Origin of the sequence: uncultured Empedobacter sp., from assembly GCF_937930195.1 — a bacterium.
In the GTDB taxonomy this organism is placed as follows: domain Bacteria; phylum Bacteroidota; class Bacteroidia; order Flavobacteriales; family Weeksellaceae; genus Empedobacter; species Empedobacter stercoris.
Genome location: NZ_CALGVK010000067.1, coordinates 1 through 26,200 on the forward strand (window position 1 = coordinate 1; position 26,200 = coordinate 26,200).

Below are 26,200 nucleotides of genomic sequence, written 5' to 3' on the forward strand. Positions count from 1 at the left end.
GGACTGTAAATCCGTTGGTTTCACCTTCGCAGGTTCGAATCCTGCTCTCCCCACACTCCATTTAATTATTGGAATACAAAATCATCAAATAATTGATGATTTTTTTATTAATGTGTGCATCAAAAAGAGCCCTTTAAAAAAAGGACTTTTTACTTGATGATATTCTTTATAATTTCGATCGAATAAACATTCGAAACTTTCTCTATAAAACTATTAAAATCCATTGTCGAATGATCATCTGCATCGTCTGATATTGTTCTAATAATGATAAAAGGAATTCCAAATTCATAACAAACTTGCGCTACCGCTGCTCCTTCCATTTCGACACAAAGAATTTCGGGTAAATTTTGTTGAAGTTTTTCTTTTTTTGCAGTTGTCGAGAAAAATAAATCTCCTGATCCTATTAAACCAACATGTAACTGAGGTTCGTGAATATTAAATTTATTCAAATCTTTTTCGGAAATAACATTGTGAAGATGCTGTTCTTTTAATAAATCTAATATAGCGGTTGTTGCTATTTCTAATTGAAAAGGATTGGCTTCGAAATAAGCTTTTCCTAACATTGGAATTTCAAAAGTAGGAAACAAAGGAGAGGCATTCATGTCATGTTGAATTAAACTTTGCCCCAATACGATATCGCCTATTTTTACGTTAGAATGGATTCCTCCTGCAACACCTGTAAAAATTAATTCTGTAATTTTAAACTCTAATATTAAGGTAGAAACTGTTGTAGCTGCTGCAACTTTACCAACTCGTGAATAAACTACAACAACTTTTTGATTATTTAATTCACCTGTATAATAATGTCTTTGACCAATTTCGTGTTCCTCTTTATTTGATAATAAGTTAACTACACCATTTATTTCTTGAGGTATAGCACCCATTATTCCAATTATTCTTTCGCTCATTTTTAAAATTTGTAAGCGAAGGTACCAATTTATTTTCTGTATTTATAAACTGAACAATATATCTCGTAGATTAAAATAAAAGGTAAGCAAATGATAATCAAACAAGTGTTTAAAATATTTTTTATCATGATACAAAAGTAGACTATTTTTAGAATATGTTAAAAATCAATTGTGAATTCGTGTAGGCTTATTGTACTTTTGTGCAATAAATGTTTGAAATGAAAAAAATATCTACAGCACTTGTATGTTGTATGTCTGTTATGCTGATGAATTGTACAAATAAGTCAGAAGAAAATGTGGTTGAAAAAGAAGTTAAAACTGAAGTAACAGTTGAAGAACCAACCGAAATCGTAGAAGGTGTAATTCGTAAGTCTGCAGTAGAATGGACAGCTTATAAAACAACTGATAAAGTTGCAGTTTCAGGACGATTTGATGTCGTTTTAGTGAAAGATGCAAATGAAGAAGGTAAAACACCTCAAGAAGTTTTAGAAGGCGCAAATATTTTAGCTTCTATTGCGACTTTAAATTCTGATCAAATTGATCGTGATCAAAAATTGAAAGATATTTTGTTTGGAAATATGATCAATACAAGTGAAATAAAAGGTCAATTACACTTTAGAGAAGGAAAAACATTTTTGAATTTAACCTTAAATAATACATCGAAAGAATATGAAGTGAAATCATCTTTTGATAATAATACATTTGCAATCGAAGCCGATGTCGATTTAATGGACTTTAATACAACTAAAGCAATGGATGCTTTAAATCAAGCGTGTTTAGAGTTGCACAAAGGTGCTGACGGAATTTCTAAAACGTGGAGCGAAGTTCACATCAAAGGACAAGTAGAATTTAGTGATAGTTTCGGTAAATAATAGTATAAATAATTAATTTTGAGGCTACATTTTTGTAGTCTTAATTTTTATCAGAATGAATTGGATTATTTTATTGATAGCAGGTTTGTGCGAAGTAGGCTTTGCATCATGCTTAGGAAAAGCTAAGGAAGCGACTGGTAATGAGACTTATTTATGGTATGGTGGATTTTTATTCTTCTTAACCATAAGTATGGTTTTACTGGTAAAAGCAACCCAAACCTTACCAATAGGAACAGCTTATGCTGTATGGACAGGAATTGGTGCTGTGGGAACTGTTTTAGTCGGGATTTTTATTTTTAAAGAACCCGCAAGTTTCTGGCGAGTTTTCTTTTTAACAAGTTTAATCTGTTCGATAATAGGATTAAAATTTGTGTCAAATTAATGGAATGAACCAAATTAAATTATTCATAAAAAAGGAGAACTTGAAATTTCAGGTTCTCCTTTTTTTATTTATGCTTTGAATAGTTCATTCAAATCAACTCCACCAAAGTTTCCAGAGCTCATCATCAAAAAGACCTTCTCTTTTTTATCCAAACTTTCGATGTATTGTTTTAATTGCTCCCCATTTGTAAAGACTAAAATAGAATCGTCACCAAAAGCTTTCTTGATATCTTCTGGAGAAATCATTGGCATACGTTTTATTTCTAAAGCCTCAGGGCTATACATTACAATTTTGATATCAGCTTTATCTAAAGCGCCTTTGTATTGTACTAAAAATTCAGGATTCAAAGAAGAATACGTATGAATTTCCAAACAACCTACAACAGTTTTATCCGTATATTGTTCTTTTACCGCATTGGTAACCGAAGTTACTTTACTTGGTGCATGTGCAAAATCTTTGTACGCAACAAAATCAGAGGTACGGTTAATTAATTCCAAACGTTTAGATGCACCTTTGAAAGATTGAATTGCTTCATTGAAATCATCATCCATTACACCTAATTGTTTACAAATCGCACGCGCACCTTCTAAATTCATTAAATTATGGTTACCAAAAACTTCCAATGGAATTGGACCGTCTTCTGTTTCGATAAATGTAACTCCGTTCTCTATAAAGTGTTGTGGTAAATGATACGGAAACTTCTTAATTGCTTTTTCGGTTTCTTCTACCACTTTTACAACTTCTTCGTCTGTTTCGTTATAGATTAAAGCACCTCCATTAACGATAGAATCGACAAATTTTGAGAATTGAGAAGTATAATCTTCAAACGTAGGGAAAACGTTGATGTGATCCCAAGCAATCCCAGATATTAAAGCAATATTAGGTTGATACAACAAAAATTTAGAGCGACGATCTAAGGCTGATGATAAATATTCGTCACCTTCCATAATCATAAATTCGTTGTCATCTGTTAGTTTTACCATCACATCAAAACCATCCAATTGTGCACCGACCATATAATCAACATCGATGTTGTGGTAATGCAAAACATGTAAAATCATCGATGTAATGGTTGTTTTTCCATGAGAACCACCAATTACAATACGTGTTTTGTCTTTTGATTGTTCGTATAAATATTCTGGATATGAATAGATTTTTAAACCTAATTCTTGTGCACGTAACATTTCAGGATTATCAGCATGAGCATGCATTCCTAAAATAACAGCATCGATATCAGCTGTGATTTTTTCTGGATACCATCCCATTTCTTCTGGCAGAATTCCACGCTGAGCTAAACGAGTTTTCGAAGGTTCGAAAATAGCGTCATCAGAACCTGTAACTTGATATCCTTTTTCGTGCAAAGCAATTGCCAGATTATGCATAGCACTTCCGCCAATTGCAATAAAATGAACTTTTTTCATTTTGTATGTTGTATTCTTTTAGTCTTTTTTATTTTCTTCGTCGTATCCCATTTCTTCGAAATCATCAAACTCTTCGTCATCTTCGTTTAGATAATCATCCAATGATTTTTCGCTGTTTTCTGCAAGAATTTCGTCCATTGGTCGAACTTTATTAAATTCTGGAGCTTGTTCAATTGCATTCATTATTTTTTGCATAATAGCATCACTCGAATCATTTTCGTAATCAATATCCAATGGTTCTTTAAAAGTCATTGTTGCATTAATTCCTCTTTTTTTGATGCGCAAACCTTTTTTATCAAAAGCTCTACGAAAACCATCAATTACAACTGGAATAACAATGGGTTTATTTTTTTTGATTAAATGCGCAGTTCCACGGCGACCAGGCGCAAATGCAGTTGTAGTTCCTTGCGGAAAAGTTACAACCCAACCACTTTGCAAGGCGATATCGATATTGTTAATTTCTGATAAATCAACTTTTCGATTTACATTCTCTCCTTTTGCACGCCATGTTCTTTTCACTGTTACCGCTCCTGTATACGCGAATAACTTTGTCAAAAGATTATCTTTCATCGTTTCTTCTGCAGCAACGTAATAAAAATCAATCTTAGGGTTTAGTAGATAAATCGGATTTTTGATGGTATCAATAAATCCATTTTTCACACTACAAAATACATGATACATCGCAAATACATCTGCAAAATAAGTTTGATGATTTGAAACGAATAATACATTTTGAGCAGGTAAATCGACTAAGTTTTTTGTTCCAGTAACTTTTAATTTATTAAAACCATTGTAACGGTTATACGTAAAAGATCCCAATAAGAAAATCAATGTTCTTTTTAGGAAATATAAATGTCCAAATGAATCGCGAAATGCGTTCTTTTTCTTTGCTTTTTGAGACACGAGTTCTTAATTGTTTAATTTACAAATTTAATAGGATTTTTAGATAATCTTTAAATTCTTCTAAAATCATTGCTGTTGCACCCCAAAGATATTCATCATCACCGATGTTGTAACCTGGAATTTCAACCACTTGACCAGAAAATTCTCTTTCAAAAACCTCGTAATCAGCATTCAAAAAAGCTTCCAAATTTAATGGAACAACATATTGTACTTCTCGTTCATCAGGGTTAAACAATGGTTCTCCGTGATATATACCAATATAAGGATAAACCAAAAAGTTACTTGGCGGAATGTACATCTCACTCAGTTGTCGAATAATTTCGATATTTTCATAATCTACACCCAATTCTTCTACCGTTTCGCGAATAGCCGTTTCATCAAAACTGATATCTTGTTCTTCAAACTGTCCGCCTGGTAAAGAAAATTGATGAGAATGTGCACCATCATACGATACACGCATCGTTACAGGAAATTCTATTTCTCCAAATTCATTTTGATACAATAAGATCATGACAGACGCACTTCTTGGATTGGTACGTTTTACATATTCTAAATCAAATTTTTGACGATATGGAGGCGAAAGTTTTTCATGTGATTCCCAATTTGGTAATTCCTCTACACTTTCGGCTAATAAATATTTTAATTCTTCTAAATCTAAATACAAAATTTGTTGATTTTTAAGGTCATAAAAAAGAGTGAAATCTCTTCCACACTCTTCTTCAAAGGTAATTATTTTAGGTGAAAATAAATCAACCTTTTCAAGAAGCTTTATCAATTATTTAACGCATAGAGAATGAGGTTGAAAGTCATATTTTAATCTTCTACACATTAATATTTTTGAAACTTTGAGTTATAAGTTTTAACTTCGTTAAGTTTAAAATAATATAAAATGTTCAATAAAAAACTTTTTTACGGAATGATGGTTGGTTCTTCAATCTTAGCCACTTCTTGTAGTCAAAAGTCAACAAATACGATGTGGAACGATACAAATCCTTTTTTCGAGGTAAGTAAATTGCCTTACCAAACAGCTGATTTTACGAAAATTAAGAACGAAGATTTCAAACCTGCTTTATTGCAAGGAATGGCTGAACAATTAGCTGAAATTAATAAAATTGCAACGAATCCTGCAGCACCAACTTTTGAAAATACGTTGGTTGAAATGGAAAAATCGGGACAACTTTTAACTCGTGTAAGTCATGTTTTTGGATTATTGACAGGAGCAAATACAAACGAAACATTGCAAGCAATAGAGGAGGAGATGTCTCCTAAATTTGCAGCACACAGCGATGCAATTTATTTGAATGATCAATTATTTCAACGTGTAAAAAGTTTATACGAAAATAAAAAATCGTTGAACTTAGATAAAGAATCTGCTCGCTTGTTAGATGTGTATTACCAACGATTTGAATTGGCTGGTGCTAATTTAACTTTATCGCAGAAAGACGAATTGAAAAAATTGAATGGAGAAATCGCTTCACTTGAAACAAAATTCTCGAATCAATTATTGAAAGGAACAAAAGCTGGGGGTGTAATCTTTACAAAAGAAGAATTAGCAGGATTAAGCGAAGCTGATTTGGAATCGTTCAAACAAGCAGATGGAACATATTTGATTAGTTTATTAAATACAACACAACAGCCAGAATTACAAAATATGTCGAATCCAGTATCACGAAAAAAATTATTTGATGCAGCTTGGATTCGAACAGAAAAAAATGATGAAAATGATACGCGTGCTACAATTTTAGCTTTGGTAAAAAGTCGTGCGGAGAAAGCTAAATTGTTAGGTTTTAATAACTATGCAGAGTGGAATTTACAAGATCAAATGGCACAAAATCCTACTGCTGCAAAAGGTCTTTTGAATAAAATGATTCCTGCTGCAACAGCAATGGCGCAAAAAGATGCATTAGAATTTGAAACTTTAGCAAAAAAAGAAAATTCGTCAAATACTTTATCAGCTGCAGATTGGAATTATTATGCTGAAAAAGTGCGTAAAGAAAAATATGACTTAGATGAAAATGCAATGAAATCTTATTTTGTTTTAGAGTCTGTTGTAGAAAATGGTCTTTTCTTTATGGCTAAAGAATTGTACGGAATTACATTCAAAAAACGAACGGATATTCCAACTTGGCACGAAGATGTAAAAGTGTACGAATTGTTTAATGAAGATGGTTCACAATTAGGATTATTCTATACAGATTATTTCAAAAGAGATTCTAAACAAGGAGGTGCTTGGATGAGTAATATCGTTGAGCAATCGCACTTATTCGGGACAAAACCTGTAATCTATAATGTAGGTAATTATACAAAACCTGCAAAAGGTCAACCTGCGTTGATTTCGTATGATGATGTGGTTACAACTTTCCACGAATTTGGACATGCTTTACACGGTTTTTTTGCGAATCAAACTTACCCAACCTTATCAGGAACGAATGTTTCGAGAGATTTTGTTGAGTTCCCATCTCAATTTCACGAACATTATGTAACAGAGCCTTCTGTACTAAGAAACTACGCAAAACATTATCAAACAGGTGCTACAATTCCTGATGCGTTAGTAGAAAAAATGAAAAAAGCAGCTAACTTTAACAAAGGTTATACATTAACAGAATTACTTTCTGCAGCATCGTTAGATTTGTCTTGGCATACAGTTTCTTCAGATCAAACAATATCGAATGTAGATGAATTTGAGAAACAAGCATTGATAGCGAATAAAACAAATTTACCACAGGTTCCGCCACGTTATCGTTCTACGTATTTTAGCCATATTTTTGGGGGAGGTTATGCAGCAGGTTACTTCGCTTATATTTGGGCAGAAATGTTAGATCATGATGCATACGAATGGACATTAGAAAATGGAGGAATGACCAGAGAAAATGGTCAAATTTTACGTGATAAAGTTTTCTCTCAAGGTAATTCGGATAACTTGAATGAAGTGTACAAAAATTTTAGAGGTAAAAATCCATCAATTGAACCGATGTTAAAATACCACGGATTGAAATAATCAGTCTAAAATAATAACAACTTAAAAATCCAGGACATAGTTCTTGGATTTTTTTCGTATTATGAATAAATTTGCAACTATTAAAACAAGTATAAATGGGAAGAGCATTTGAATTTAGAAAAGGACGTAAATTGAAACGTTGGGCGGCAATGTCTAAAGCGTTTACTAAAATTGGGAAGGATATCGTAATGGCAGTAAAAGCAGGAGGGCCTGATCCGCATTCAAATTCTCATCTTCGTGCGGTAATTCAGAATGCCAAAGCGGTTAATATGCCGAAAGATAACATCGAACGCGCAATCAAAAAAGCATCTGATAAAAATACAGAAAACTATAAAGAAGTAATTTTTGAAGGTTATGGACCGCATGGAATTGCAATGTTAGTTGAAACTTCTACAAACAATAACAACCGTACAGTTGCCAGCGTTCGTTCTTACTTTAGTAAATGTAATGGACAATTAGGAACACAAGGTTCTGTTGAATTTATGTTTGATCATATTTGTAATTTTAAAATTCAAAAACCTGAAGGGGTTGATATGGAAGAATTAGAATTTGAAATGATCGATTTTGGTGTAGAAGAAGTTTTTGAAGATGAAGATGGAATTGTGTTAATTGCACCTTTTGAGAATTATGGAACAATCTTTAAATCTTTAGAAGAGGGCGGATACGAAATTATATCATCAGAATTTGAAAGAATTCCTCAAACAACAAAGGAATTAACAGAAGAAGAAAGAGCTGACATCGAGAAATTGTTAGAGAAATTTGATGAAGATGAAGACGTGAATAACGTGTATCATACAATGAAAGAGGATGACGAAGAAGATGAATAATATCTTTTCTGAAAACTATAATTTATTAAACCATTCAATTTAATTGAGTGGTTTTTTTTATCTTTAAAGCTAAATTGTATTCATGATCAAAACACTTACAATTTTAGGTTTAGTTTTGCAGTTTTTAGCTTTTTGGATGGCAGCTCCAGAAATTTTAGGAGCAGATTGGTTGAGAAAAACAGAAGACCTAATTCGTAAAATGATTCGTCAAATTCCTCAGCTAATATTAGCTGTTTTTGGAATGTTTATGGGAATGATGTTTTATCATTCAATTAGTTCGTTATTTGTATTTATTTCAGTGCTTATCATCATAGGGTTTATGTTACTTTTTTATAAAAAATTAGAACAAATTCTTGATGATAAAATTTCACGACCATTAATCGAAAAATTAATTTTAAATGATGCTTTCCGATTTACTTTATTAAAGTTTGCAGCATTATTTTTTACACTTGGTTTCATAATTCAGGTCGGTTTAGTCCTTTTTACCTAATTATTTTAAAAAATAGTTATTTGATAATGAATTAACTAACAAGTTGTATGAAAAAAACTTTAAATCAAGGTTTGGTAATTCGAAAAAGCGTTCTATATTTGCACTCGCAATACGGCAATAAACGCTGTGTAGGAGAGTTGGCAGAGTGGTCGAATGCGGCAGTCTTGAAAACTGTTGAGGGTCACACCTCCGGGGGTTCGAATCCCTCACTCTCCGCAACTTTAAACAAAGTTGATTCAAATAACCTCTATTTTTAACGAAATAGAGGTTTTTTTATGCAATAAACTTTCAGATTAAAACATTTGTTTCAGAAAAAACAGCGACTATTTAGCGACCTATTTTAATTTCAAAAAAAGGTCGCAGAAATATTAAAGAAATAAGTCCTATCCCTTTACCCAAAAGAGATAGTAAAAAAGGACAATGAAAATACCCTAACCTTTTTCATAGCCCTTGTCATAGCCTAACCAAGAACGTGTCCAATAGATGAACATCTTGATTCTACACTAATAACACTTTAAATTTTATCTAACCAATAAAAATTGAATCAGATGAGACAGAATCTTAAAATTAATGTTGGTCCACGTAACTCAAAGACCAATAAACAAGGACTACAACCAATATACTTTACAATCCGTATAGCCAATAAACGCTACGAATTCTCCACAAAAAAATACATCGATCCGAAAACGGGGGACCACAAAAATTCCAAAATCAAAGGAAAGACAGAAGAAGCCTATTCAATTAATGGTTACCTAGAAGTCATCAAATCTAAAATAATTAACCTCGAAATTCAATACAGCTTACGTAATGAAGTTTTAACAATAGAAGAAATAAAACAATTCCTTAATTCACAAGGCAACGCAAACAAACGTATGCTAGAACCTATCTTCCCTCAACACACCGATCAATTAAAAAAAATAATCAACAAAGAAGTCGCACCTGGAACAATAGAACGCTATGAAACCACACTAAAGCACATCAAAGAATTTCTAAAACATCAATACAAAAAAGAAGACATAGCTATTGATGATATCGACCACGCTTTTATTATGGATTTAGATTTCTATTTTCGAGCCGAACGCAAATGCAACAATAACACAACAGTCAAATATATTAAGAATTTCAAAAAGATAATTAGAGAATGTATGGCAAAAGATTGGATTCAAAAAGATCCATTTGTCAATTATAAACCGAAAGTCGAAAAAGTAGAACGAATCTTTCTTTCGCAAGAGGAAATCTATGCGATTTACGAAAAAGAACATTGCACTGAAAGATTAAACCTTGTAAGAGATATTTTTATTTTTTCCTGCTATACAGGTTTAGCCTATATTGATATTTTTAATTTAACGAAAAACCATATCGTAAAGGGTATTGATGGTCAATTGTGGATTCATACTTATAGACAGAAAACTTCTACTCCTACAAAAATTCCATTATTAAATATTCCGTTAGACATAATCGAAAAATACAAGGAACATTTTTTATGTCAAAACTGAAAATTATTACCTGTATTCAGTAACCAAAAGATGAATGCATACCTTAAAGAAATTGCAACTTTATCTGGGATCAATAAAGAACTGACTTTTCATTGTGCTAGACATACGTTTGCAACAACGGTAACACTTTCCAATGGTGTACCAATCGAATCAGTTTCCAAAATGTTAGGTCATACAAATATCACGACAACGCAACATTATGCAAGGATTACGGAACAAAAAATTATTCATGATATGGAACATTTAAAAAATGTAATTCAAAACAGAAAGGTATTTCAACTATAAATTTAATTTTTAGAATTGTTGAATTTGTATTAAATTTCTGAATAATAACAATTTAACTAACCGTAATCAAAATTAGATGAGTCAAGAATTAATTTCGAAATTCAGCAATTTTGAATTACAATTAGCTGAATTAAAGTTTGCATGTGATGATCCAATCGAAGAGTCTAAAAAAGCAATCGCTTTAATTACAGACTTCTTAGATCAGATCCAAATGATTTTAACTACTCACCAATTTAATTCATTGCAAGACGAATTAGATTATTTCAAAAAAGACTAACCAAAAATTTACGAGAAGTTACATTATTACAAATCATTAAAAGTAATAGAAGCCAAGAAAGACTCATTTTGTTTGGATGTAAAACAAGAGATTGAAATCTTAGAGGCCTCAAGAGATAGCCTTAAAATTTTTCAAGACCAAGAGATTTTAATGCTATCTTATTGTAACACCAGTTCATTGGAGGAAGAAGAAAAGCGCGGGTTCAGAAAACTAATGCGACACTATAAATTATTAATTTAGTGTTGTTATGAGCTAAAATTATACAAGATTAACCCTTCAAGAACTATTTAAAATTGAGAAATATTTAGATCAAAAACTTTCCATTTCATCCATTGCTTTTTTATTAAATACATTTTGTCGTACTTCATCACTTCGTAGATAATAAATTTAATTATTTTAGTTTAGATTTTAGTATTTCATAAGGTGTTTTTCCTTTAAATGATCCATGTGGTCTGTTGAAATTACAAAATTTCTGTATTGTTTGTATATCTATTGTGTGGTTTTAGTGGGATAAATTTATGAATTGAAGATGAGTTTTTTTGATTGTAGATTTGCAACTAATTCAGTTGCTTAATTTTTTGTATCTTTGTGCAATAATTGGTTTACAAAGCTTCTTTTATTTGCTTTACTGTACAAATTTATCGCTTCAGTTTATGTTTAGCACTTAAACTTTATTATCAAATTGGTACTACATTTTTTATCCAAGCATTTTATTAGTAATAAAAGCGTAAGCTATTTTACAGATTTAGTTTTCAAATTTTTTATTTTTAAAATTTGAAAGAAAATATAAAAATTAAAAGTTTTTCAAGTAAATCGGGTTAAATTCAAATTATAAAAAATATATAAATATGGCAGATTCATATTCTAAGAAAGAGAATATCAAGAAAAAAGAGAAAAAAAGACAAGAAAAACTTCTTCAAAGAGAAGAAAGAAAAACAAATAACAACAAAGGAAAATCATTAGAAGAAATGATTGCTTATGTTGATATCAACGGAAATTTAACAGATGTTCCTCCACATTTACAAAATAGAGAAGAGGATTTGTTAAGTCGCCAAGAAAATCCAAATACAGCGTTTGATCCTACACAAGTTTTTACGGGTGTAATCAATTCTTTTAATGAGAAAGGATTTGGTTTTATTACAGAAGAAAAATCAAACGATAGCATATTTTTTCACCAAAGTCAATTGAAACAAGAAGTGAAAAAATATGATAAAGTAACTTATAAGAAAGAAATTTCTGAAAAAGGTTTCAGAGCTATCGAAATCAATAAAAAATAATAGTTTAGTATTATTTAAAACTTAAAGCACCAGAAGGACATTGAGAAACTTGTTTCTTAATTTCTTCGCTGCTTGCGTTTTCAGGTTTTATCCAAGGTATTTCTTTAGGATGATATACTTTTGGGAGTAATTTAGTGCAAATTCCTGCATGCTCGCACAATTCAGGTTTCCAAATTATGGTAACTTCTCCGTTCGTGTACTCGTGTTGGCTCATTTTTTTGAATTTTAATTGATTGAAATTACTCAAAAATGTTCAATATTAAAAATTAAATTAATCTTTGTGCTTTTCAGTTGTATACTTTCAATTTTTATCGTAATCCCTTACATTTCAGCTAATTTAGTGGCAATATTTAGACCTAATCCCGAACCAGAAATATGTACAGTTGCATCATTTTCTGCGCGAAAAAATCGTTCCTGTACGAGTTTCAAATCATCTGCATTTATTTCAAATCGTAAAATATTATAACATCACTTCCGATGATTGTCAACATTTTGTTTTGAATTAATATTCAAATGTCTTAATGTTTAGTTACTCTTAAAAGTAAATAAGGGAATCTTAAGCGAATCTTAAGAATGGCAATATACTGGAAAATTAGTCATGAATAAAAGTTAATAAATCGTAAAAAAGAGGTTTTTAAATAGAAATAATTGTAAATTTGTTATTGGTTTATAAAGCAGGTAAAATGGAAGAGATTTTAAGCAATGAAAAAGAAGAAAAGTTTTTAAATTATTGGGAAAACAGGTTTACAACAATTTTTAAAAACAATACAAGTTGGACAACTTTGTTTTTGACTGTGAACAAATCTACTTTTCCAGATTCATTAAATATTGAAACATTTTGTAAGAAATTTATGCAGGATTTCAATATGAAATTAACATATAAGCTTGATGAATCTGATAATGAATACGATTTAACAATAACGAGATAAGATAAAAAATCTCCTTTCAAATTTTTGGAAGGAGATTTTTTTTATTTCTTTCTTACAGCTATTTCAATTTGAAACTATTTACAATAGAAACAAAATCACTTTTCATGATATCTCGGTCTTCGAAACTACAATATTGTAGAATTTGATAAACAAACTCTTTTGTTTCGATAACAGTTTGCAAAAAATAAATGTGACCAGATTCGGGTTCATTTGTCTCAAATTCAGCATAAGCGAAATTGAATCCTTGTTCATACGAAACATAAGGTTTTTTTAGATATTTAAATCCGTTTTGTGTCGTATACGGCTCTATAGAATTCAATGTATAGTCGATCATATCTAATTTAGGATCGGCTAATTTTAATTCATCTTTATGCTCGAAAATTAAAAATCCGTACGAATTTGGTTTTGGTGCAATACTTTCAAATTGAATAGTTGCATAGTCATTTAATCCAATTGTGCGCTGATAATCTTTCGGAATTGTTAATACAAACGATTCAGCTCCACGTATTTTTTGTTGAGCAAAAAGTGTTGAGCAAAAGAGTAGGGTACAAATGAATACTATATTTTTCATGTATAATGTTTGAGTTGAAGAATACGAAAATAGCCTTGGTGTTCCAAGGCTATAACGTTATTTATTGCAAAAAATTGTTTATTTCGTTGAGCAAGAATTATTTCCCAATTGACATGGAGAGGTTCCTTCTACTATTTTAACGCCTTCTACTTCTTTTATTTTACCAAAACCTCCTGCTACATCAATTAAATTTTCGTAACCACGAGCACGTAAAATAGACGTGAAAATCATCGAACGGTATCCACCAGCACAATGTACTAAATAAGTTTCTTCTGGATCGATTACTTTCATTGATTCGTTGATAAAATCTAATGGAGCAGTAATTGCATCTTCTACATGAGCAGTTTCGAATTCTCCTGGTTTACGAACGTCTAAGACTTTTAATTCTGTTTCATCAACTAATTCGACAAATTCTTCAGGTGAAATAGAAACAATTTCATCAAAATCCTTTTCTGCATCAAGCCAAGCTTGGAAACCATTGTTCAAAAATCCAATCACATTATCATATCCAACACGCGCTAAACGTGTTACCGCTTCGTCTTCTGCACCAACTTCTGCAATTAGTAAAATTGGTTGTTTGATATCTGTAATTAACGTTCCAACCCATGGAGCAAAATTTCCTTTGATTCCGATGTTAATTGAATTTGGAACAAATCCTTCTGCGAATGTTTGCGGATCACGTACGTCTAAAATTAAGGCGTTTGCGTCTTCAGCAACTTGAATAAATTCATCAGGCGATAAAGCTTTATTGGCACGTTCTTTTACGACGTCTAAAGATTCTACACCCAATTTATTCATCATCACATTTTCTGGAAAATAGAAAGGAGGAGGCATTAACCCTGAAGTTAATTCTGTAATAAACTCCTCTTTTGTCATGTTAGGATTCAATGCATAATTTACATTTTTTTGATTTCCTAATGTATCAAAAGTTTCTTTACTCATATTTTTACCACAAGCAGAACCAGCTCCATGCGCAGGATAAACAATAATATCATTCGCTAAAGGCATAATTTTGTTTCGTAACGAATCAAATAAATAACCAGCTAATTTCTCTTGTGTTAAATCTGAATTTAATTTTTGAGCCAAATCAGGACGACCAACATCACCAATAAATAATGTATCTCCCGTAAAAATTGCATAATCTTTACCGTTTTCATCCTTCAACAAATAGGTTGTACTCTCCATCGTATGACCTGGGGTATGTAACGCTGTAATCGTAATATTACCTAAAGTAAATACTTCTCCATCTGTCGCAATATGCGCGTCAAAACTTGGTTCAGCTGTTGGACCATAAACAATTGTTGCACCAGTTTTTTGGGCTAAATCGACATGTCCAGAAACGAAATCAGCATGGAAATGTGTTTCAAAAATATACTTGATTTTTGCGTTATCTTTTGTTGCTTGATCAACATAAGATTGTGTTTCTCTCAACGGATCAATAATTGCAACTTCACCATTGCTTTCTATATAATAAGCACCTTGTGCAAGACATCCGGTGTAAATTTGTTCAATTTTCATAAGTATGAATTTAGTGTGTAAAAATACAAATAATTAAATTTAGAACTTTCCGTTAATGGACAAATTCTGATACTTTTTGTTTATTTAAAATCAAATAAGATTGATAGTTAACGCTAAAACTATGAATGAAATCATAGGTTATTTTGTGATCTTTTTTAAATTGATAAACAATTCATTTCCAGCTCGTGGAGGAATTGAGTTGTAACATTCTTCCATGACTTTGAAATCAAAATAATCGTTGAAATAGGTATGGTATTCGGCTTTGTTTCCGCCAAAAGGAGGAGTGTCATTTCCAAAATCTCTGTTGAATAAAACACCAACCAATTTACCATTTTCCGCTAATAATTGATTCATTTTGATGCTATACTTTTGGCGTAATTCAGGGTTTAAAGCACAAAAAAATGTTTGCTCTAATATCAAATCAAATTGATCATCTAATTCGAAAAAGTCTTTGTGAAGAACTTTTATATGAGGGTTGTCTTTAAATTTTTCTTTTATTTTTTCGACTACAATTTCAGCTATATCAATTAATGTGATGTTTGTAAAACCTTTTTCCAAAAGATATTCAGCTTCGTAAGCATTCCCGCACCCCGGAATTAAAATACGGATATTTTTATCTTCTAATTGATCAATATAAGCTTTTAATGGAGTAGAAGGGGACTTTAGATCCCAGCCAGTTTGGTTATTGATATATTTATCATTCCAAAAATTTTCGTTGAATTCCATATGATAAATTATTGAATTATAAATTCTTCGATGAACATGAAAACAGCCATTAAGATAATGAAAATTGCAAATGTTCGTTTTAAAAATTGTACAGGTAAAAATTTGTTAATGTAGGTTCCAACAAAAATACCAGCCATAGAAATTCCAATAAAAACACTTAAGAATTCCCAATCTATTTTGATGTGAAATGCATCACCAATAAAAAAACCTATTAACGAATTAATCGCAATGATGACTAATGATGTAGCCGAAGCCTTTTTCATATCCAATTTTGCGACCATCATCAAAGCAGGGACAATTAAAAATCCACCACCTGCACCAACCATTCCTGTTAATCCTCCAATCAAAAATCCTTGAATTAATAAAACAGGATTTAATTTTTCATCTCGCTGAACGATTTCCGTTTCTTTTTTACCTTTTAGCATAGAAACTGCTGCAAATATCATTAGAAACGCAAAAAGACCAAACATAGCCATTCGACGTGTGACGATAAAATCACCTATAGAAAATAAATTACTCGGAAGTGCTGGAATTAAAAAAGCACGAACCAACGTAATTCCAATAACTGCAGGTACACCAAATTGATAAACAACTTTCCAATCGACCATTTTTTTAGAAGCTTGCTTTATTCCACCAACTAATCCTGTAGAACCAACTATACATAAAGAATATGCAGTTGCAATTCTCTCGTCGAAATGAAAAATATAAGCTAAGATAGGTACAGCTAAGATAGAACCGCCACCACCAAGAACTCCCATGATAAGTCCAATGAAAAAAGCACCTACGAAACCAAAAAACTCTATAAAATCCATTTTCTTTCTCTCGATTTTTACAAATCTATAGTAAATACTAAAACATTTACTATAGGTTTATTCATAAATAATGTTGTAAATTAATAGAAATGCCTACTAAATCAATAGACATGTGCTATTTTACATTTTTTTAATATTAATGCAAATTTGGTGTAACATTTTTGAAAATACTGCTACTAATGTTACATAAGTAAATTGATAAAAACTTTAAAAACTACTAAATGAAGAAACTTTTTATGTCTATCTTATTTGTAGGTTCAGCACTTTTTGGACAGCAAATAGAATTTGATGAGTATACTTTACCAAATGGATTACATGTTATCCTTCATCAGGATAATTCAGCTCCAGTAGTGACAACTGGTGTGATGTATCACGTAGGATCGAAAGATGAACAAGTTGGTAAAACTGGATTTGCTCACTTTTTTGAGCATTTATTATTCGAAGGGACAGAAAATATCAAAAGAGGAGAATGGTTCAAGATTGTTTCTTCTCATGGAGGATCAAATAACGCGAATACAACGACTGATAGAACATATTATTACGAAACATTTCCGTCAAATAATTTAGAGTTAGGATTATGGATGGAATCAGATCGTTTGCGTCAGCCAATCATTAATCAAATTGGAGTTGATACTCAAAAAGAGGTTGTAAAAGAAGAAAAACGTTCTCGTTTAGACAATCAACCTTATGGAAGATTTTCTTACGGAGAAGCCGTTAACCCGCATGTTTTCAAGAAAAGTGGATATCGTTGGAGTGTAATTGGTTCGTTTGAAGATTTGAGTAATGCCAAATTAGAGGATTTTAAACACTTTAGTCAACAATACTATGTGCCAAATAATGCAGTGTTAGTGGTTGCAGGAGATTTCAAGAAAGAGGATGCTAAGAAATTAATTGAAAAATATTTTGGTGTAATTCCTCGTGGAAAAGAGGTTGTAAAAACAGTAATTCAAGAAGATCCAATTACGACTGAAGTGCGTGCAACGGAGTATGATTCTAATATTCAGATTCCTTTGTTAGCTATTAATTATCGTACTCCAGATAACAAATCGAAAGATGCCTATGCATTAGAAATGTTATCAAGTTATTTAACAGGAGGAAAATCCTCAGTTTTATATAAAAAATATGTTGATGAGAAGGAAGAAGCTTTACAGATTTTTGCTTTCAATCGTCAAATGGAAGACTACGGAATCTATTCAATCGGAATTTTACCTCAAGGAGAAGTTTCGTTTGATAAATTAGAAAATGATTTACAACAAGATATAGAGAAAGTACAAACGAATTTAATTTCTGAAGAAGATTACCAAAAAATCTTAAATGGAATCGAAAATAGTTTTGTTGCTTCAAAATCAGGCGTTCAAAATATTGCACATGCTTTGGCCGATGCATATATGTTGGGTGGAGATACAAATAAAATCAACGAAGAATTGAAAATCTATCAATCAGTTTCGAGAGAAGATATCAAAAATGTTGCGAAAAAGTATCTTAACAAAAACCAACGTGTAATTATTCACTATTTACCAGAATCTAAAAAAGCTGCCAAATAAAAAACGACTGAATTATGAAAACAAAGATATTATCTCTTGCGATTGCTTTTATGGCAGTTAGCGTAAATGCTCAAGTTCAAATCCCTATGCCTAAACCAGGTCCAGCGCCTACGGTTAACTTAGGGAAATCAAACGAATTTAAACTAAAAAATGGTTTAACGGTTATCGTTGTAGAGAATCACAAATTACCTCGCGTTTCTGCGACATTAACAATTGATAATCCACCTTTTGCATTAGGTGCTAAGAAAGGTGCCGAATCTTTATTGAGTGAGATGTTAGGAACAGGAACAGTTTCGAAATCGAAAGATGAATTCAATAAAAGAATTGAGTTTTTAGGTGCTCGTGTTAACTTTTGGGAAGAAGGTGCTTCGGCAAGTTCTTTGACAAAATATTTTAACGAGATTTTTGGTTATATGGCAGACGGTGCTTTAAATCCAAATTTTACTGAAAGCGAATTTGCAGATGTTAAAAAACGTTACATCGAAGGTTTAAAAGCGAATGAGAAATCTGTAGAAAGTGCAGCTTCTCGCGTTTCTAATATTTTAGTTTACGGAAAAAACAATCCTTTCTCTGAGTTTGATACACCAGAACAAATCGAAAAAATAACGTTGCAAGACGTAAAGGATTACTACAATACCTACTACAAACCAAATAATGCTTATTTAATCGTTGTTGGAGATATTTCAACAAAAGATGTAAAAGCATTAGCCGATAAAAACTTCAAATCGTGGAAAGCTGGACAATTAAATATTCCTGCTTTTCCTAAAGTTGAAGAAGTAACAAAAACAGAGTTAAATGCGATTAATATGCCAAATGCAGTTCAGTCTGTTGTATCGGTATCTTATCCAGTTCAATTGACGAAGAAAGACCCTGATTATTACGCTTCATTAATTGCTTCTTCTATTTTAGGAGGAGATTTCAACTCAAAATTAAACATGAATCTTCGTGAAGCACACGGTTGGACATACGGTGCACGTGGAGGAGTTTCTGATTCTCGCTATATCGGTCGTTTCAATACAAATGCAACTGTTCGTAACGAAGTAACAGATTCTGCTATTGTCGAAACGATGAAAGAGATTAAAGGAATGACGGTAAATAAAATCGATCAACAAATGTTGGAAGATGTAAAATCGAAATTCTTAGGAAACTTTATTTTGACATTAGAAAGTCCTTCAACTGTTGCAGGTCAAGCTTTAACGAAAAAGACGAATCAATTATCGGATAACTTTTATGCCGATTATATCAAAAATATAAACGCAGTTACAGTAGATGATGTGTTACGTGTTTCGAAAAAATATTTCCGTCCTGATCAAGCGAAAATTAATGTAACTGGAAAGTTAGAACAAATCGCACCCGCTTTAGAAAAATTGGGTTATCCTGTAACATATTACGATTCTTATGGTAATAAAATAGATAAACCAACCTCTGGAGCAAAATCGACAACAACTACAATAACTCAAATTACAGATAATTATTTGAAAGCGATTGGTGGAGCGGATAAAGTAAAAGCTGTAAAATCATTGGTTCAAAAAGGGAAAATTGAAACAATGGGAATGAGCGGTGATTATACTAAAAAAGATTTAGCACCAAATAAAACGTTGACTGTAATGAATCTTGGCGGAATGAATGTTACTCAAGCTTTTGATGGAGAAAAAGGTTTTTATAATGTTGGTCAGAAAATTGATTTACCAGCTGAAATGACAGCTCCTTTAAAGAAAACAAACTCTTTATTTGCTCCTTTATCGGAAGGATATAAAACTGCTAAAGTAGAAGGAATCGTTTCTGAAAACGGAGTTGAATATTACAAAGTTGTTGCTGCAGAAATTTCTCGTACAGATTATTATGATGTAAAAACTGGTTTATTGATGAAGTCTGAACAAGTAATGAAATCTCCTCAAGGTGAGATGGTCGCAACGACAATAAATAAAGGTTATAAATCTTTTGATGGTGTCTTGTTGCCTTCTGAAATGACAACAGAAGCTGGACCTCAAACAACTAAAATTACAATTGATACAGTAGAAGTAAATAAGAACGTTACAGAAGCTGATTTTAAATAGAAACAATTCTTTTAAATATTTTTCAAGTTAAAAGGCAATCCGAATTTTTTGGGTTGTCTTTTTCTTTTGTATCAAGATATGGAATGCGCTGCAACAACCATTTTTTTCTGAACTTAACAAAGAACCAATTTAAGAAGGTTTGTCTTCTGAAATGCAAGCATGAAAAGAGGGGTAAAGTAGAGTAGTGTAACAATGCGCTTTCTTTTTATTAAACGAGAAGCTTCCTTTTTTGTAATAAGAAGCTTCTTGTTAACTGATAAAAAGTTAGATCGAATTTATTGATAAGGGAAAAATATAAATCTGAATAATTCTCAGAATTGTGTTTTCATTTTATATGCGAGTCGTAGGCAGCGAGAAAAAACATTTAGAAAACAAAAAAGCTCATCTAAAGATGAGCTTTTTTGAAATTATAATTGAATAAATTTATTCTTTTGTTTTGATATGATACACTTTGTTTTGTAGGTACCACGCTGCAAGTGTTAACACTAACATTCCAACTGCTGTTGCAGGAACCCAAAATGGAATTGGAATTGGATCTCCAGCTGCATAAGAGTGTAAACCTGACAGGTAATAGTTAACACCGAAATACGTCATAACAACTGACCAAATCGCCCACATCGCAGCAACGTTAAACGCGTATTTTCCTCTTAAACCTGGTACTAAACGCATATGTAGAACGACTGCATAAATAATTACTGAAACGAAAGCCCAAGTTTCTTTTGGATCCCAAGACCAATAGCGTCCCCAAGATTCATTAGCCCACATACCACCTAAAAATGTTCCGACAGTAAGTAGGTAAATACCGATTGTTAAAGACATTTCAGAAACGTAAGTCATTTCTTTTAACGAAATTTCAATCTTCTTGTTTGGTTTAATCATCATAATAATTAACGAGAAAACGCCTAAAATTGCGCTCAATCCAAAGAAACCATAAGACGAAACAATAATTGCAACGTGTACAATTAACCAATACGATTTAAGTACAGGTACCAATGGTGTAATTTGTGGATCTAACATAGAACCTCCGTGCGCAAACCCCATCATAATTACAGCAACCATAGCTCCTGTAGTTGGAATAAATGCGTTTCGGTTTTTGTATAATAATAGTCCAGCCAATACACTCACCCAAGAGATAAATACAATGGCTTCGTATCCGTTCGACCAAGGTGCGTGTCCTGTTAAGTACCAACGAACACCCAGTCCTATTGCTTGTCCTATAAAGATGACTAACAATAATCCTAAACAAACGTTGATGATTCGGTGTAATGCTTTGCTTTCTGAGAATAATTGAATGAATGATAAAATCATTAAAATTCCACCAACAGTTGCATAAGCAACCATCACCCAAAAGAACACATTGTATTTGTTGTATAATACTTCGATTTCAACTTTTGTTGCAGAAGGAACAACATTTTTCCCCCATTTGTGTTGGTATTTATCAATGTAATCAACTGCATTATCAGCAGGTGTCCAATCACCATTTTCGATACCTTTTGATACCATGTTAAAATATACACTCACCATTCCAAGTGCCATTGTATCAATTTCGACAGGATTTTCTTGTGTCTGATAAATCCAAGAAGTCCAACGTTCTGATGGATCATTTTGTACAGGAATGATTTTTAACTGATACCCTTTCGCTGTTTGATCTAAAATATTGAAACGTTCTGTTACCGAAATAACTTCTTCATCAAATTTTGAACGCTCAGAAGGTTTTCTTGAGAACGCTTCGTTATAGGCTTTGTCTAATTTGAAACGAGTTGTTTTAGGATCAATCAAATTCATTAACGATGTATAACCATCAGCATTCGCATTTGTTATTTTCGCTAATTGATCTCCTCCTTTAGAACCAACTTTAATCATAGGTGCATTCACCCAATAAGCAGGGTCTAATTGTAAAGAGATAAACCATTTATCAGCAGATAAACCGTGAAATTTATCTTTTTTATAGACTTTACGAAGAATTTCTAACGACTGTGTATTCACAGGTTTTATACGTCCTTCGATATCTTGAATTAGTAAATGACCAAATTTGTCAGCATGTTCATCTGGAATTTTAACTCCTTTCGCCAACTCATCGCCATTAGCCATCTCCGAAGAGAAGTTTGCGATATGTTCTGGAGAATGTACATTTTGATCAGGTTCAGTTGTTATTTTTTGGTGCGTTGCTTTATTTCCATCAGTCGTTGTAGGATTTTGAGCAAAAGCTAATCCAGACAATAAAAAGAACGGAAGTAAAATAGTTGTTTTTTTCGTGTGTAAACTTTTTAATAAAGAGTTTAACTGTAAGAAACGAGTTCCTTTCCAGAATAAAGAAACAAACATTCCTCCAAATAACATAAAATAACCTAAGTAAGTAATATTAGTTCCCCACCAGTCTTGGTTAACAGATAAAATTGTTCCGTCCTCTGTAGGGAAATAGCTTGATTGGAAAAAACGATAACCTTTATAATCCATTACATTGTTCATATAAATGTGATGTTTTGTTTCTTTTCCTTCATCGATAACTGTAATATTAGATTCGAAAGAAGATGGATTGGTAGAACCAGGATAACGATCTAAAATAAAGTCATCTAAACGAATACTAAACGGAACTTTTACCATCTTAGAACCATATCCTAACGAAATATTCATTCCGTCAATTTGGACATCTGCAGAGTAATTCGAAACACCTTTTCCTCCAACAATAGTTACTGTATCACGTTTGTCACCAACAATCACTTCTGCTCTAATAGCGCCAGGAAGATTTTTTTCGTCTGCTTTAAATTTAGAACCTTGTCTGTATAAAACTTCTCCTTTGAACGAAGGGTTTGGAATCACAAACTGAGCATCGTTAATGGTATATAACGAACGCAATTTTAATGGAGCAGCAACATTAAATTCAACTTTACCAGCGCCTTCTTGCAATTTTTGCATGTCTGTTACTTGTCCAATCTCTTGACCAGCCATTTGTATATAATCACCTTCGAAAGGAGATTTGATAGTCAAATTTTCTCCTTCACCTGTAATTTGTACAGCGCCATCTTGCGGACGGTTATACGCGACAAGTGTTCCGTTAACGCTTTTGATTTCACCATTACGAATAAAAACTGAATTACGTCCACCTTGACCAACTGTAACAATTTCCAAAACGTTAATCCCGTCTTTTCTTCTTACAATTGTATCCAAAGCATGTGGAACAAAATCAAATGTGCGTAGTTTGATTACTTTGTCTTTGAACTGGTATTCACCTTCAAATTGTCTGTATAACAAAGAGTTTGTGCTGTCTTTTCGATCAAAATACGTCATATTGTATTGATGATTGTCGTACGCCAAACGTTGTGTTCCGTCATCAACCATCATCTTGAAATAAGATTTGTATGATGTAATTTCGTTGCTTGTACCTCCTTCTGGAATAGGCATTTCACCCTCGAAACTGATGTAGCGAGTAATTCCTCCTCCAATGAAAATAAACAAAAATGCTAAGTGGAAAACCAATAAAGGCAATTTTTCCTTTGACCATAATCTGTATCGTTTGATGTTCATTAAGAACAGTACGATTAACCAAATCATTAAAACCTCAAACCACTTTGCCTCGTAAATAACAGCTTTTGCAGTAGCCGTATCGTAGTCATTTTCAATGAAAGTGGCATACCCCATAGCGATTGCGTAGATAAACAGCAAGACCGTCATGGTTCTGGTAGAAAATAGATATTTTTCTAATTTACTCATTACTTATAATTGATTTACAAAAATAGGCGAGTTTATCAGATAAAGCATTATAACTTAAATGATTTTTATTAGAATCAATGAGTTAATAGAATGTTAAATAAGTGGTCGAGAAAAGAATGTTAATGTTTTGAATTTAATGACTTTAAAAGGGAATATGAAATGAATGTCATTTATTAAAAAATAATTTGTTAAGAAAATATTTAGATTTCTTAAAATTAGTTGTAAAAGGAACAACTTTTGTTAAAGCTCTTTTTACCAATTTAATTTAATATGAAAAGAATAACTCAAATTTTATGTGCTGGAGTTTTTGTATTGACTTTGGCAAGCTGTAATAACAGCAAAGCTGTTGCATACCAAAAATATAATGGAACAGGAGGTTACACCGAAGAAAAGGTGAATAATGATACGTATATTGTAACATTTGATGGAAATGAGTACAATAAAAAAGGAAGAACATTTGATTATGCTTTGTTAAGAGCAGCGGAAATAGGACAACGAAATAACTTTGATTATTTTGCTGTATTGAGCACCGTAAACGAAAAAGTTTTAGAAAAAAGTAACAGTTACACGAAGTTAGATACTAACGATACATGGTTGAAAGTACAATATTTCAAAAACAATAAACCATTAAAATATCAAACCGTTTACGAACCAGAGGTTGTGATAAAAGAATTGCGCAAAAAATATAAAATGAAATAACTGAAAAGTCACTTCAATTGGAGTGGCTTTATTTTTTATTAAATTAACATTTTCGATGACACGATGTGGCGTTTAATCTTCTCAACTTTGCAGCATGTTCGCTTTAATTGATTGTAATAATTTTTATGCCAGTTGTCATCGTGTATTTCAACCGAAACTTCTTCATCAGCCTATAGTTGTTTTGTCTAATAATGATGGTTGTGTCATTTCGCGTTCTGCAGAAGCGAAGTTAGAGGGGATTCCAATGGGAGCACCTGCACATCAATTTAAACGAATTTTTGAACAAAAAAAGATAGAGGTTTTTTCGTCTAATTATCAATTATATGCGGATATGAGCAATCGAGTGATGTCAATTTTATCGACGTATTCACCTGATTATGAGATTTATTCGATCGATGAATGTTTTCTAAAATTAGAAGGATTTAATCGTTTTGATTTGAAAAATTACGGATTAGAAATCAAATCTAAAATATATCAGTTTACCAAATTACCCGTTTGTGTTGGAATTGCACCAACAAAATCATTGGCAAAATTAGCCAATCATATTGCGAAAAAATTTCCAGAAATTCACCAAGGTGTGTATGTAATCAAAACGCAAGAACAAATTTACAAAGCACTGAAATGGTTAGATATAGAAGATGTATGGGGAATTGGTCGACGAATGTCTCGACGATTGAGGTGGATAGGTGTTAAAAAAGCACTCGATTTTGTACAATTAAAAGATGATTTTCTTCGAAAAGAATTTTCGATTGTTGGTTTACGTCTGAAAAAAGATTTATTAGGAGAAGCTGTTTTAGATTTAGAAACCGTTTCAGCCAAAAAAAGTATTGCAACAACACGTAGCTTCGAAGAATATACCAGTGATTTTGAATATGTGAAAGAGCGTGTTTCGACTTTTGCTGTTTCGTGTGCAGAAAAACTTCGTAAACAGAAATCATCTTGCAATTTGATTACAGTATTCATTCAGACCAATAATTTTGATAAAAATAAACCACAATATTATCGTTCTATTTCGTGTCAATTGCCTTATGAATCCAATTCGAGTATTACCTTGTCTAAGTTTGCAATAAAGGTTTTTGAACAAATTTATAAAGAAGGATACGAGTACAAAAAGGCTGGAGTAGTGGTTTCGGGAATTGTTTCTTCGGATCAAAAACAATTGTCACTTTTTGAAGAAGAAAATCAACATCATCCTAATTTGATGAAAGCAATTGATACGATGAACAAGAAGTTTGGTGCCGCAAAAATAAAGTTAGCTTCGCAGGATTTGAATAAAACATGGAAAATGCGTCAAAATAAATTGTCTCCTTGTTATACCACAAAATGGAAAGATTTATTAGTTGTTTATTAAACGAATAAAGATGAAACATATTATAAAAATGATCGACCAAGAACTAACAGTTTTTGAAATCAATACGGAAGGTAAAAAATATTATATACCAAATTTTGGTCAAGTAAATGCAGGTTTTCCTTCGCCAGCGGAAGATTTTGTAAACG

At 32.0% G+C, this 26,200-nt stretch carries 24 protein-coding genes and 1 tRNA gene; 15 read left to right on the plus strand and 10 right to left on the minus strand.

All coding sequences use genetic code 11. The features are described from left to right. Nucleotides 1-149: 149 nt before the first annotated feature. Nucleotides 150-908 carry a 5'-methylthioadenosine/adenosylhomocysteine nucleosidase gene (locus Q0616_RS04060; RefSeq protein WP_286483712.1) on the minus strand — a complete coding sequence of 253 codons (759 nt, stop codon included), beginning with the start codon at nt 906-908 and terminating at the stop codon, nt 150-152. A gap of 218 nt (nt 909-1,126) precedes the next feature. Between Q0616_RS04060 and Q0616_RS04065 the strand changes: the two genes are divergently transcribed. Together Q0616_RS04065 and Q0616_RS04070 are read left to right on the plus strand one after the other, a co-directional pair. Further along, nucleotides 1,127-1,780, plus strand: a complete 654-nt coding sequence (locus tag Q0616_RS04065) for a hypothetical protein (protein WP_260542454.1) — start codon at nt 1,127-1,129, stop codon at nt 1,778-1,780. 55 nt (nt 1,781-1,835) lie between these two features. Next, nucleotides 1,836-2,162, plus strand: coding sequence for a multidrug efflux SMR transporter (locus Q0616_RS04070; RefSeq protein ID WP_171622028.1), 327 nt, complete (start codon nt 1,836-1,838; stop codon nt 2,160-2,162). 68 nt (nt 2,163-2,230) lie between these two features. Here Q0616_RS04070 and Q0616_RS04075 read toward each other — a convergent pair whose 3' ends face one another. From Q0616_RS04075 to Q0616_RS04085, 3 genes are read right to left on the minus strand one after another with little or no spacing between them, the layout of a single operon-like run. Continuing rightward, nucleotides 2,231-3,583 carry a Mur ligase family protein gene (locus Q0616_RS04075; protein ID WP_286483711.1) on the minus strand — a complete coding sequence of 451 codons (1,353 nt, stop codon included), beginning with the start codon at nt 3,581-3,583 and terminating at the stop codon, nt 2,231-2,233. An 18-nt stretch (nt 3,584-3,601) separates the two neighbouring features. Continuing rightward, nucleotides 3,602-4,486 (minus strand): 1-acyl-sn-glycerol-3-phosphate acyltransferase, encoded by an 885-nt coding sequence (locus Q0616_RS04080; protein WP_225540464.1) that lies wholly within the window; start codon nt 4,484-4,486, stop codon nt 3,602-3,604. A gap of 19 nt (nt 4,487-4,505) precedes the next feature. Next, entirely contained in the window at nt 4,506-5,261 is a 756-nt protein-coding gene (locus Q0616_RS04085) for a CoA pyrophosphatase (RefSeq protein WP_225540466.1), read from the minus strand. 114 nt (nt 5,262-5,375) lie between these two features. Here Q0616_RS04085 and Q0616_RS04090 point away from each other — a divergent pair, with 114 nt between their 5' ends. The 8 genes from Q0616_RS04090 (at nt 5,376) to Q0616_RS04125 (ending at nt 12,136) form a co-directional block, all read left to right on the plus strand. Beyond that, nucleotides 5,376-7,484 (plus strand): M3 family metallopeptidase, encoded by a 2,109-nt coding sequence (locus Q0616_RS04090; protein WP_298775321.1) that lies wholly within the window; start codon nt 5,376-5,378, stop codon nt 7,482-7,484. 95 nt (nt 7,485-7,579) lie between these two features. Then, entirely contained in the window at nt 7,580-8,311 is a 732-nt protein-coding gene (locus tag Q0616_RS04095) for a YebC/PmpR family DNA-binding transcriptional regulator (RefSeq protein ID WP_225540470.1), read from the plus strand. An 82-nt stretch (nt 8,312-8,393) separates the two neighbouring features. Next, the gene (locus tag Q0616_RS04100) at nt 8,394-8,801 is read left to right on the plus strand and encodes a hypothetical protein (RefSeq protein ID WP_260542461.1); all 408 of its coding nucleotides are present in this window, start codon (nt 8,394-8,396) and stop codon (nt 8,799-8,801) included. A 131-nt stretch (nt 8,802-8,932) separates the two neighbouring features. After that, nucleotides 8,933-9,017, plus strand: a tRNA-Ser gene (locus Q0616_RS04105). Nucleotides 9,018-9,349: 332 nt separating this feature from the next. Beyond that, on the plus strand, nt 9,350-10,297 hold the full coding sequence (locus Q0616_RS04110; RefSeq protein ID WP_298775325.1) for a site-specific integrase: 948 nt from the start codon (nt 9,350-9,352) through the stop codon (nt 10,295-10,297). Nucleotides 10,298-10,327: 30 nt separating this feature from the next. Continuing rightward, nucleotides 10,328-10,582, plus strand: a complete 255-nt coding sequence (locus tag Q0616_RS04115) for a tyrosine-type recombinase/integrase (protein ID WP_260542466.1) — start codon at nt 10,328-10,330, stop codon at nt 10,580-10,582. A 76-nt stretch (nt 10,583-10,658) separates the two neighbouring features. Beyond that, on the plus strand, nt 10,659-10,859 hold the full coding sequence (locus tag Q0616_RS04120) for a hypothetical protein (protein ID WP_225542423.1): 201 nt from the start codon (nt 10,659-10,661) through the stop codon (nt 10,857-10,859). Between the two features lie 848 nt (nt 10,860-11,707). Beyond that, nucleotides 11,708-12,136 carry a cold shock domain-containing protein gene (locus Q0616_RS04125; RefSeq protein WP_171623696.1) on the plus strand — a complete coding sequence of 143 codons (429 nt, stop codon included), beginning with the start codon at nt 11,708-11,710 and terminating at the stop codon, nt 12,134-12,136. Nucleotides 12,137-12,146: 10 nt separating this feature from the next. Here the strand turns inward: Q0616_RS04125 and Q0616_RS04130 are convergent, their stop codons facing one another. Then, nucleotides 12,147-12,350, minus strand: a complete 204-nt coding sequence (locus tag Q0616_RS04130) for a (4Fe-4S)-binding protein (protein ID WP_260542468.1) — start codon at nt 12,348-12,350, stop codon at nt 12,147-12,149. 469 nt (nt 12,351-12,819) lie between these two features. Between Q0616_RS04130 and Q0616_RS04135 the strand changes: the two genes are divergently transcribed. Beyond that, nucleotides 12,820-13,065, plus strand: a complete 246-nt coding sequence (locus Q0616_RS04135; protein ID WP_171623693.1) for a hypothetical protein — start codon at nt 12,820-12,822, stop codon at nt 13,063-13,065. A 58-nt stretch (nt 13,066-13,123) separates the two neighbouring features. Here the strand turns inward: Q0616_RS04135 and Q0616_RS04140 are convergent, their stop codons facing one another. The 4 genes from Q0616_RS04140 to Q0616_RS04155 form a co-directional block, all read right to left on the minus strand. Beyond that, nucleotides 13,124-13,636 carry a hypothetical protein gene (locus Q0616_RS04140; RefSeq protein ID WP_188319032.1) on the minus strand — a complete coding sequence of 171 codons (513 nt, stop codon included), beginning with the start codon at nt 13,634-13,636 and terminating at the stop codon, nt 13,124-13,126. A gap of 78 nt (nt 13,637-13,714) precedes the next feature. Then, nucleotides 13,715-15,154, minus strand: coding sequence for an MBL fold metallo-hydrolase (locus Q0616_RS04145; protein WP_298775337.1), 1,440 nt, complete (start codon nt 15,152-15,154; stop codon nt 13,715-13,717). Nucleotides 15,155-15,292: 138 nt separating this feature from the next. After that, nucleotides 15,293-15,880 (minus strand): methyltransferase domain-containing protein, encoded by a 588-nt coding sequence (locus tag Q0616_RS04150; protein WP_188319031.1) that lies wholly within the window; start codon nt 15,878-15,880, stop codon nt 15,293-15,295. Nucleotides 15,881-15,888: 8 nt separating this feature from the next. Further along, entirely contained in the window at nt 15,889-16,692 is an 804-nt protein-coding gene (locus Q0616_RS04155; protein ID WP_171623689.1) for a sulfite exporter TauE/SafE family protein, read from the minus strand. Between the two features lie 221 nt (nt 16,693-16,913). Here Q0616_RS04155 and Q0616_RS04160 point away from each other — a divergent pair, with 221 nt between their 5' ends. Together Q0616_RS04160 and Q0616_RS04165 are read left to right on the plus strand one after the other, a co-directional pair. After that, nucleotides 16,914-18,236 (plus strand): pitrilysin family protein, encoded by a 1,323-nt coding sequence (locus tag Q0616_RS04160; protein WP_298775341.1) that lies wholly within the window; start codon nt 16,914-16,916, stop codon nt 18,234-18,236. Nucleotides 18,237-18,250: 14 nt separating this feature from the next. Further along, nucleotides 18,251-20,293 (plus strand): insulinase family protein, encoded by a 2,043-nt coding sequence (locus Q0616_RS04165; protein WP_298775344.1) that lies wholly within the window; start codon nt 18,251-18,253, stop codon nt 20,291-20,293. Nucleotides 20,294-20,716: 423 nt separating this feature from the next. Here the strand turns inward: Q0616_RS04165 and ccsA are convergent, their stop codons facing one another. Then, a complete protein-coding gene (ccsA, locus tag Q0616_RS04170; RefSeq protein ID WP_284583398.1) occupies nt 20,717-24,004 on the minus strand; it encodes a cytochrome c biogenesis protein CcsA in 3,288 nt (1,095 codons plus the stop codon). Between the two features lie 270 nt (nt 24,005-24,274). Here ccsA and Q0616_RS04175 point away from each other — a divergent pair, with 270 nt between their 5' ends. Further along, the gene (locus Q0616_RS04175; protein ID WP_188319027.1) at nt 24,275-24,703 is read left to right on the plus strand and encodes a hypothetical protein; all 429 of its coding nucleotides are present in this window, start codon (nt 24,275-24,277) and stop codon (nt 24,701-24,703) included. 94 nt (nt 24,704-24,797) lie between these two features. Then, a complete protein-coding gene (locus tag Q0616_RS04180) occupies nt 24,798-26,054 on the plus strand; it encodes a Y-family DNA polymerase (protein ID WP_188319026.1) in 1,257 nt (418 codons plus the stop codon). Nucleotides 26,055-26,200: the final 146 nt, after the last annotated feature.

Bases quoted from the DNA above. Each gene is read 5' to 3' on its own strand.
- Q0616_RS04060 (WP_286483712.1), bottom strand. From the start codon at position 908: ATGAGCGAAAGAATAATTGGAATAATGGGTGCTATACCTCAAGAAATA.
- Q0616_RS04065 (WP_260542454.1), top strand. From the start codon at position 1,127: ATGAAAAAAATATCTACAGCACTTGTATGTTGTATGTCTGTTATGCTG.
- Q0616_RS04070 (WP_171622028.1), top strand. From the start codon at position 1,836: ATGAATTGGATTATTTTATTGATAGCAGGTTTGTGCGAAGTAGGCTTT.
- Q0616_RS04075 (WP_286483711.1), bottom strand. From the start codon at position 3,583: ATGAAAAAAGTTCATTTTATTGCAATTGGCGGAAGTGCTATGCATAAT.
- Q0616_RS04090 (WP_298775321.1), top strand. From the start codon at position 5,376: ATGTTCAATAAAAAACTTTTTTACGGAATGATGGTTGGTTCTTCAATC.
- Q0616_RS04095 (WP_225540470.1), top strand. From the start codon at position 7,580: ATGGGAAGAGCATTTGAATTTAGAAAAGGACGTAAATTGAAACGTTGG.
- Q0616_RS04100 (WP_260542461.1), top strand. From the start codon at position 8,394: ATGATCAAAACACTTACAATTTTAGGTTTAGTTTTGCAGTTTTTAGCT.
- Q0616_RS04110 (WP_298775325.1), top strand. From the start codon at position 9,350: ATGAGACAGAATCTTAAAATTAATGTTGGTCCACGTAACTCAAAGACC.
- Q0616_RS04115 (WP_260542466.1), top strand. From the start codon at position 10,328: ATGAATGCATACCTTAAAGAAATTGCAACTTTATCTGGGATCAATAAA.
- Q0616_RS04120 (WP_225542423.1), top strand. From the start codon at position 10,659: ATGAGTCAAGAATTAATTTCGAAATTCAGCAATTTTGAATTACAATTA.
- Q0616_RS04125 (WP_171623696.1), top strand. From the start codon at position 11,708: ATGGCAGATTCATATTCTAAGAAAGAGAATATCAAGAAAAAAGAGAAA.
- Q0616_RS04130 (WP_260542468.1), bottom strand. From the start codon at position 12,350: ATGAGCCAACACGAGTACACGAACGGAGAAGTTACCATAATTTGGAAA.
- Q0616_RS04135 (WP_171623693.1), top strand. From the start codon at position 12,820: ATGGAAGAGATTTTAAGCAATGAAAAAGAAGAAAAGTTTTTAAATTAT.
- Q0616_RS04140 (WP_188319032.1), bottom strand. From the start codon at position 13,636: ATGAAAAATATAGTATTCATTTGTACCCTACTCTTTTGCTCAACACTT.
- Q0616_RS04145 (WP_298775337.1), bottom strand. From the start codon at position 15,154: ATGAAAATTGAACAAATTTACACCGGATGTCTTGCACAAGGTGCTTAT.
- Q0616_RS04150 (WP_188319031.1), bottom strand. From the start codon at position 15,880: ATGGAATTCAACGAAAATTTTTGGAATGATAAATATATCAATAACCAA.
- Q0616_RS04155 (WP_171623689.1), bottom strand. From the start codon at position 16,692: ATGGATTTTATAGAGTTTTTTGGTTTCGTAGGTGCTTTTTTCATTGGA.
- Q0616_RS04160 (WP_298775341.1), top strand. From the start codon at position 16,914: ATGAAGAAACTTTTTATGTCTATCTTATTTGTAGGTTCAGCACTTTTT.
- Q0616_RS04165 (WP_298775344.1), top strand. From the start codon at position 18,251: ATGAAAACAAAGATATTATCTCTTGCGATTGCTTTTATGGCAGTTAGC.
- ccsA (WP_284583398.1), bottom strand. From the start codon at position 24,004: ATGAGTAAATTAGAAAAATATCTATTTTCTACCAGAACCATGACGGTC.
- Q0616_RS04175 (WP_188319027.1), top strand. From the start codon at position 24,275: ATGAAAAGAATAACTCAAATTTTATGTGCTGGAGTTTTTGTATTGACT.
- Q0616_RS04180 (WP_188319026.1), top strand. From the start codon at position 24,798: ATGTTCGCTTTAATTGATTGTAATAATTTTTATGCCAGTTGTCATCGT.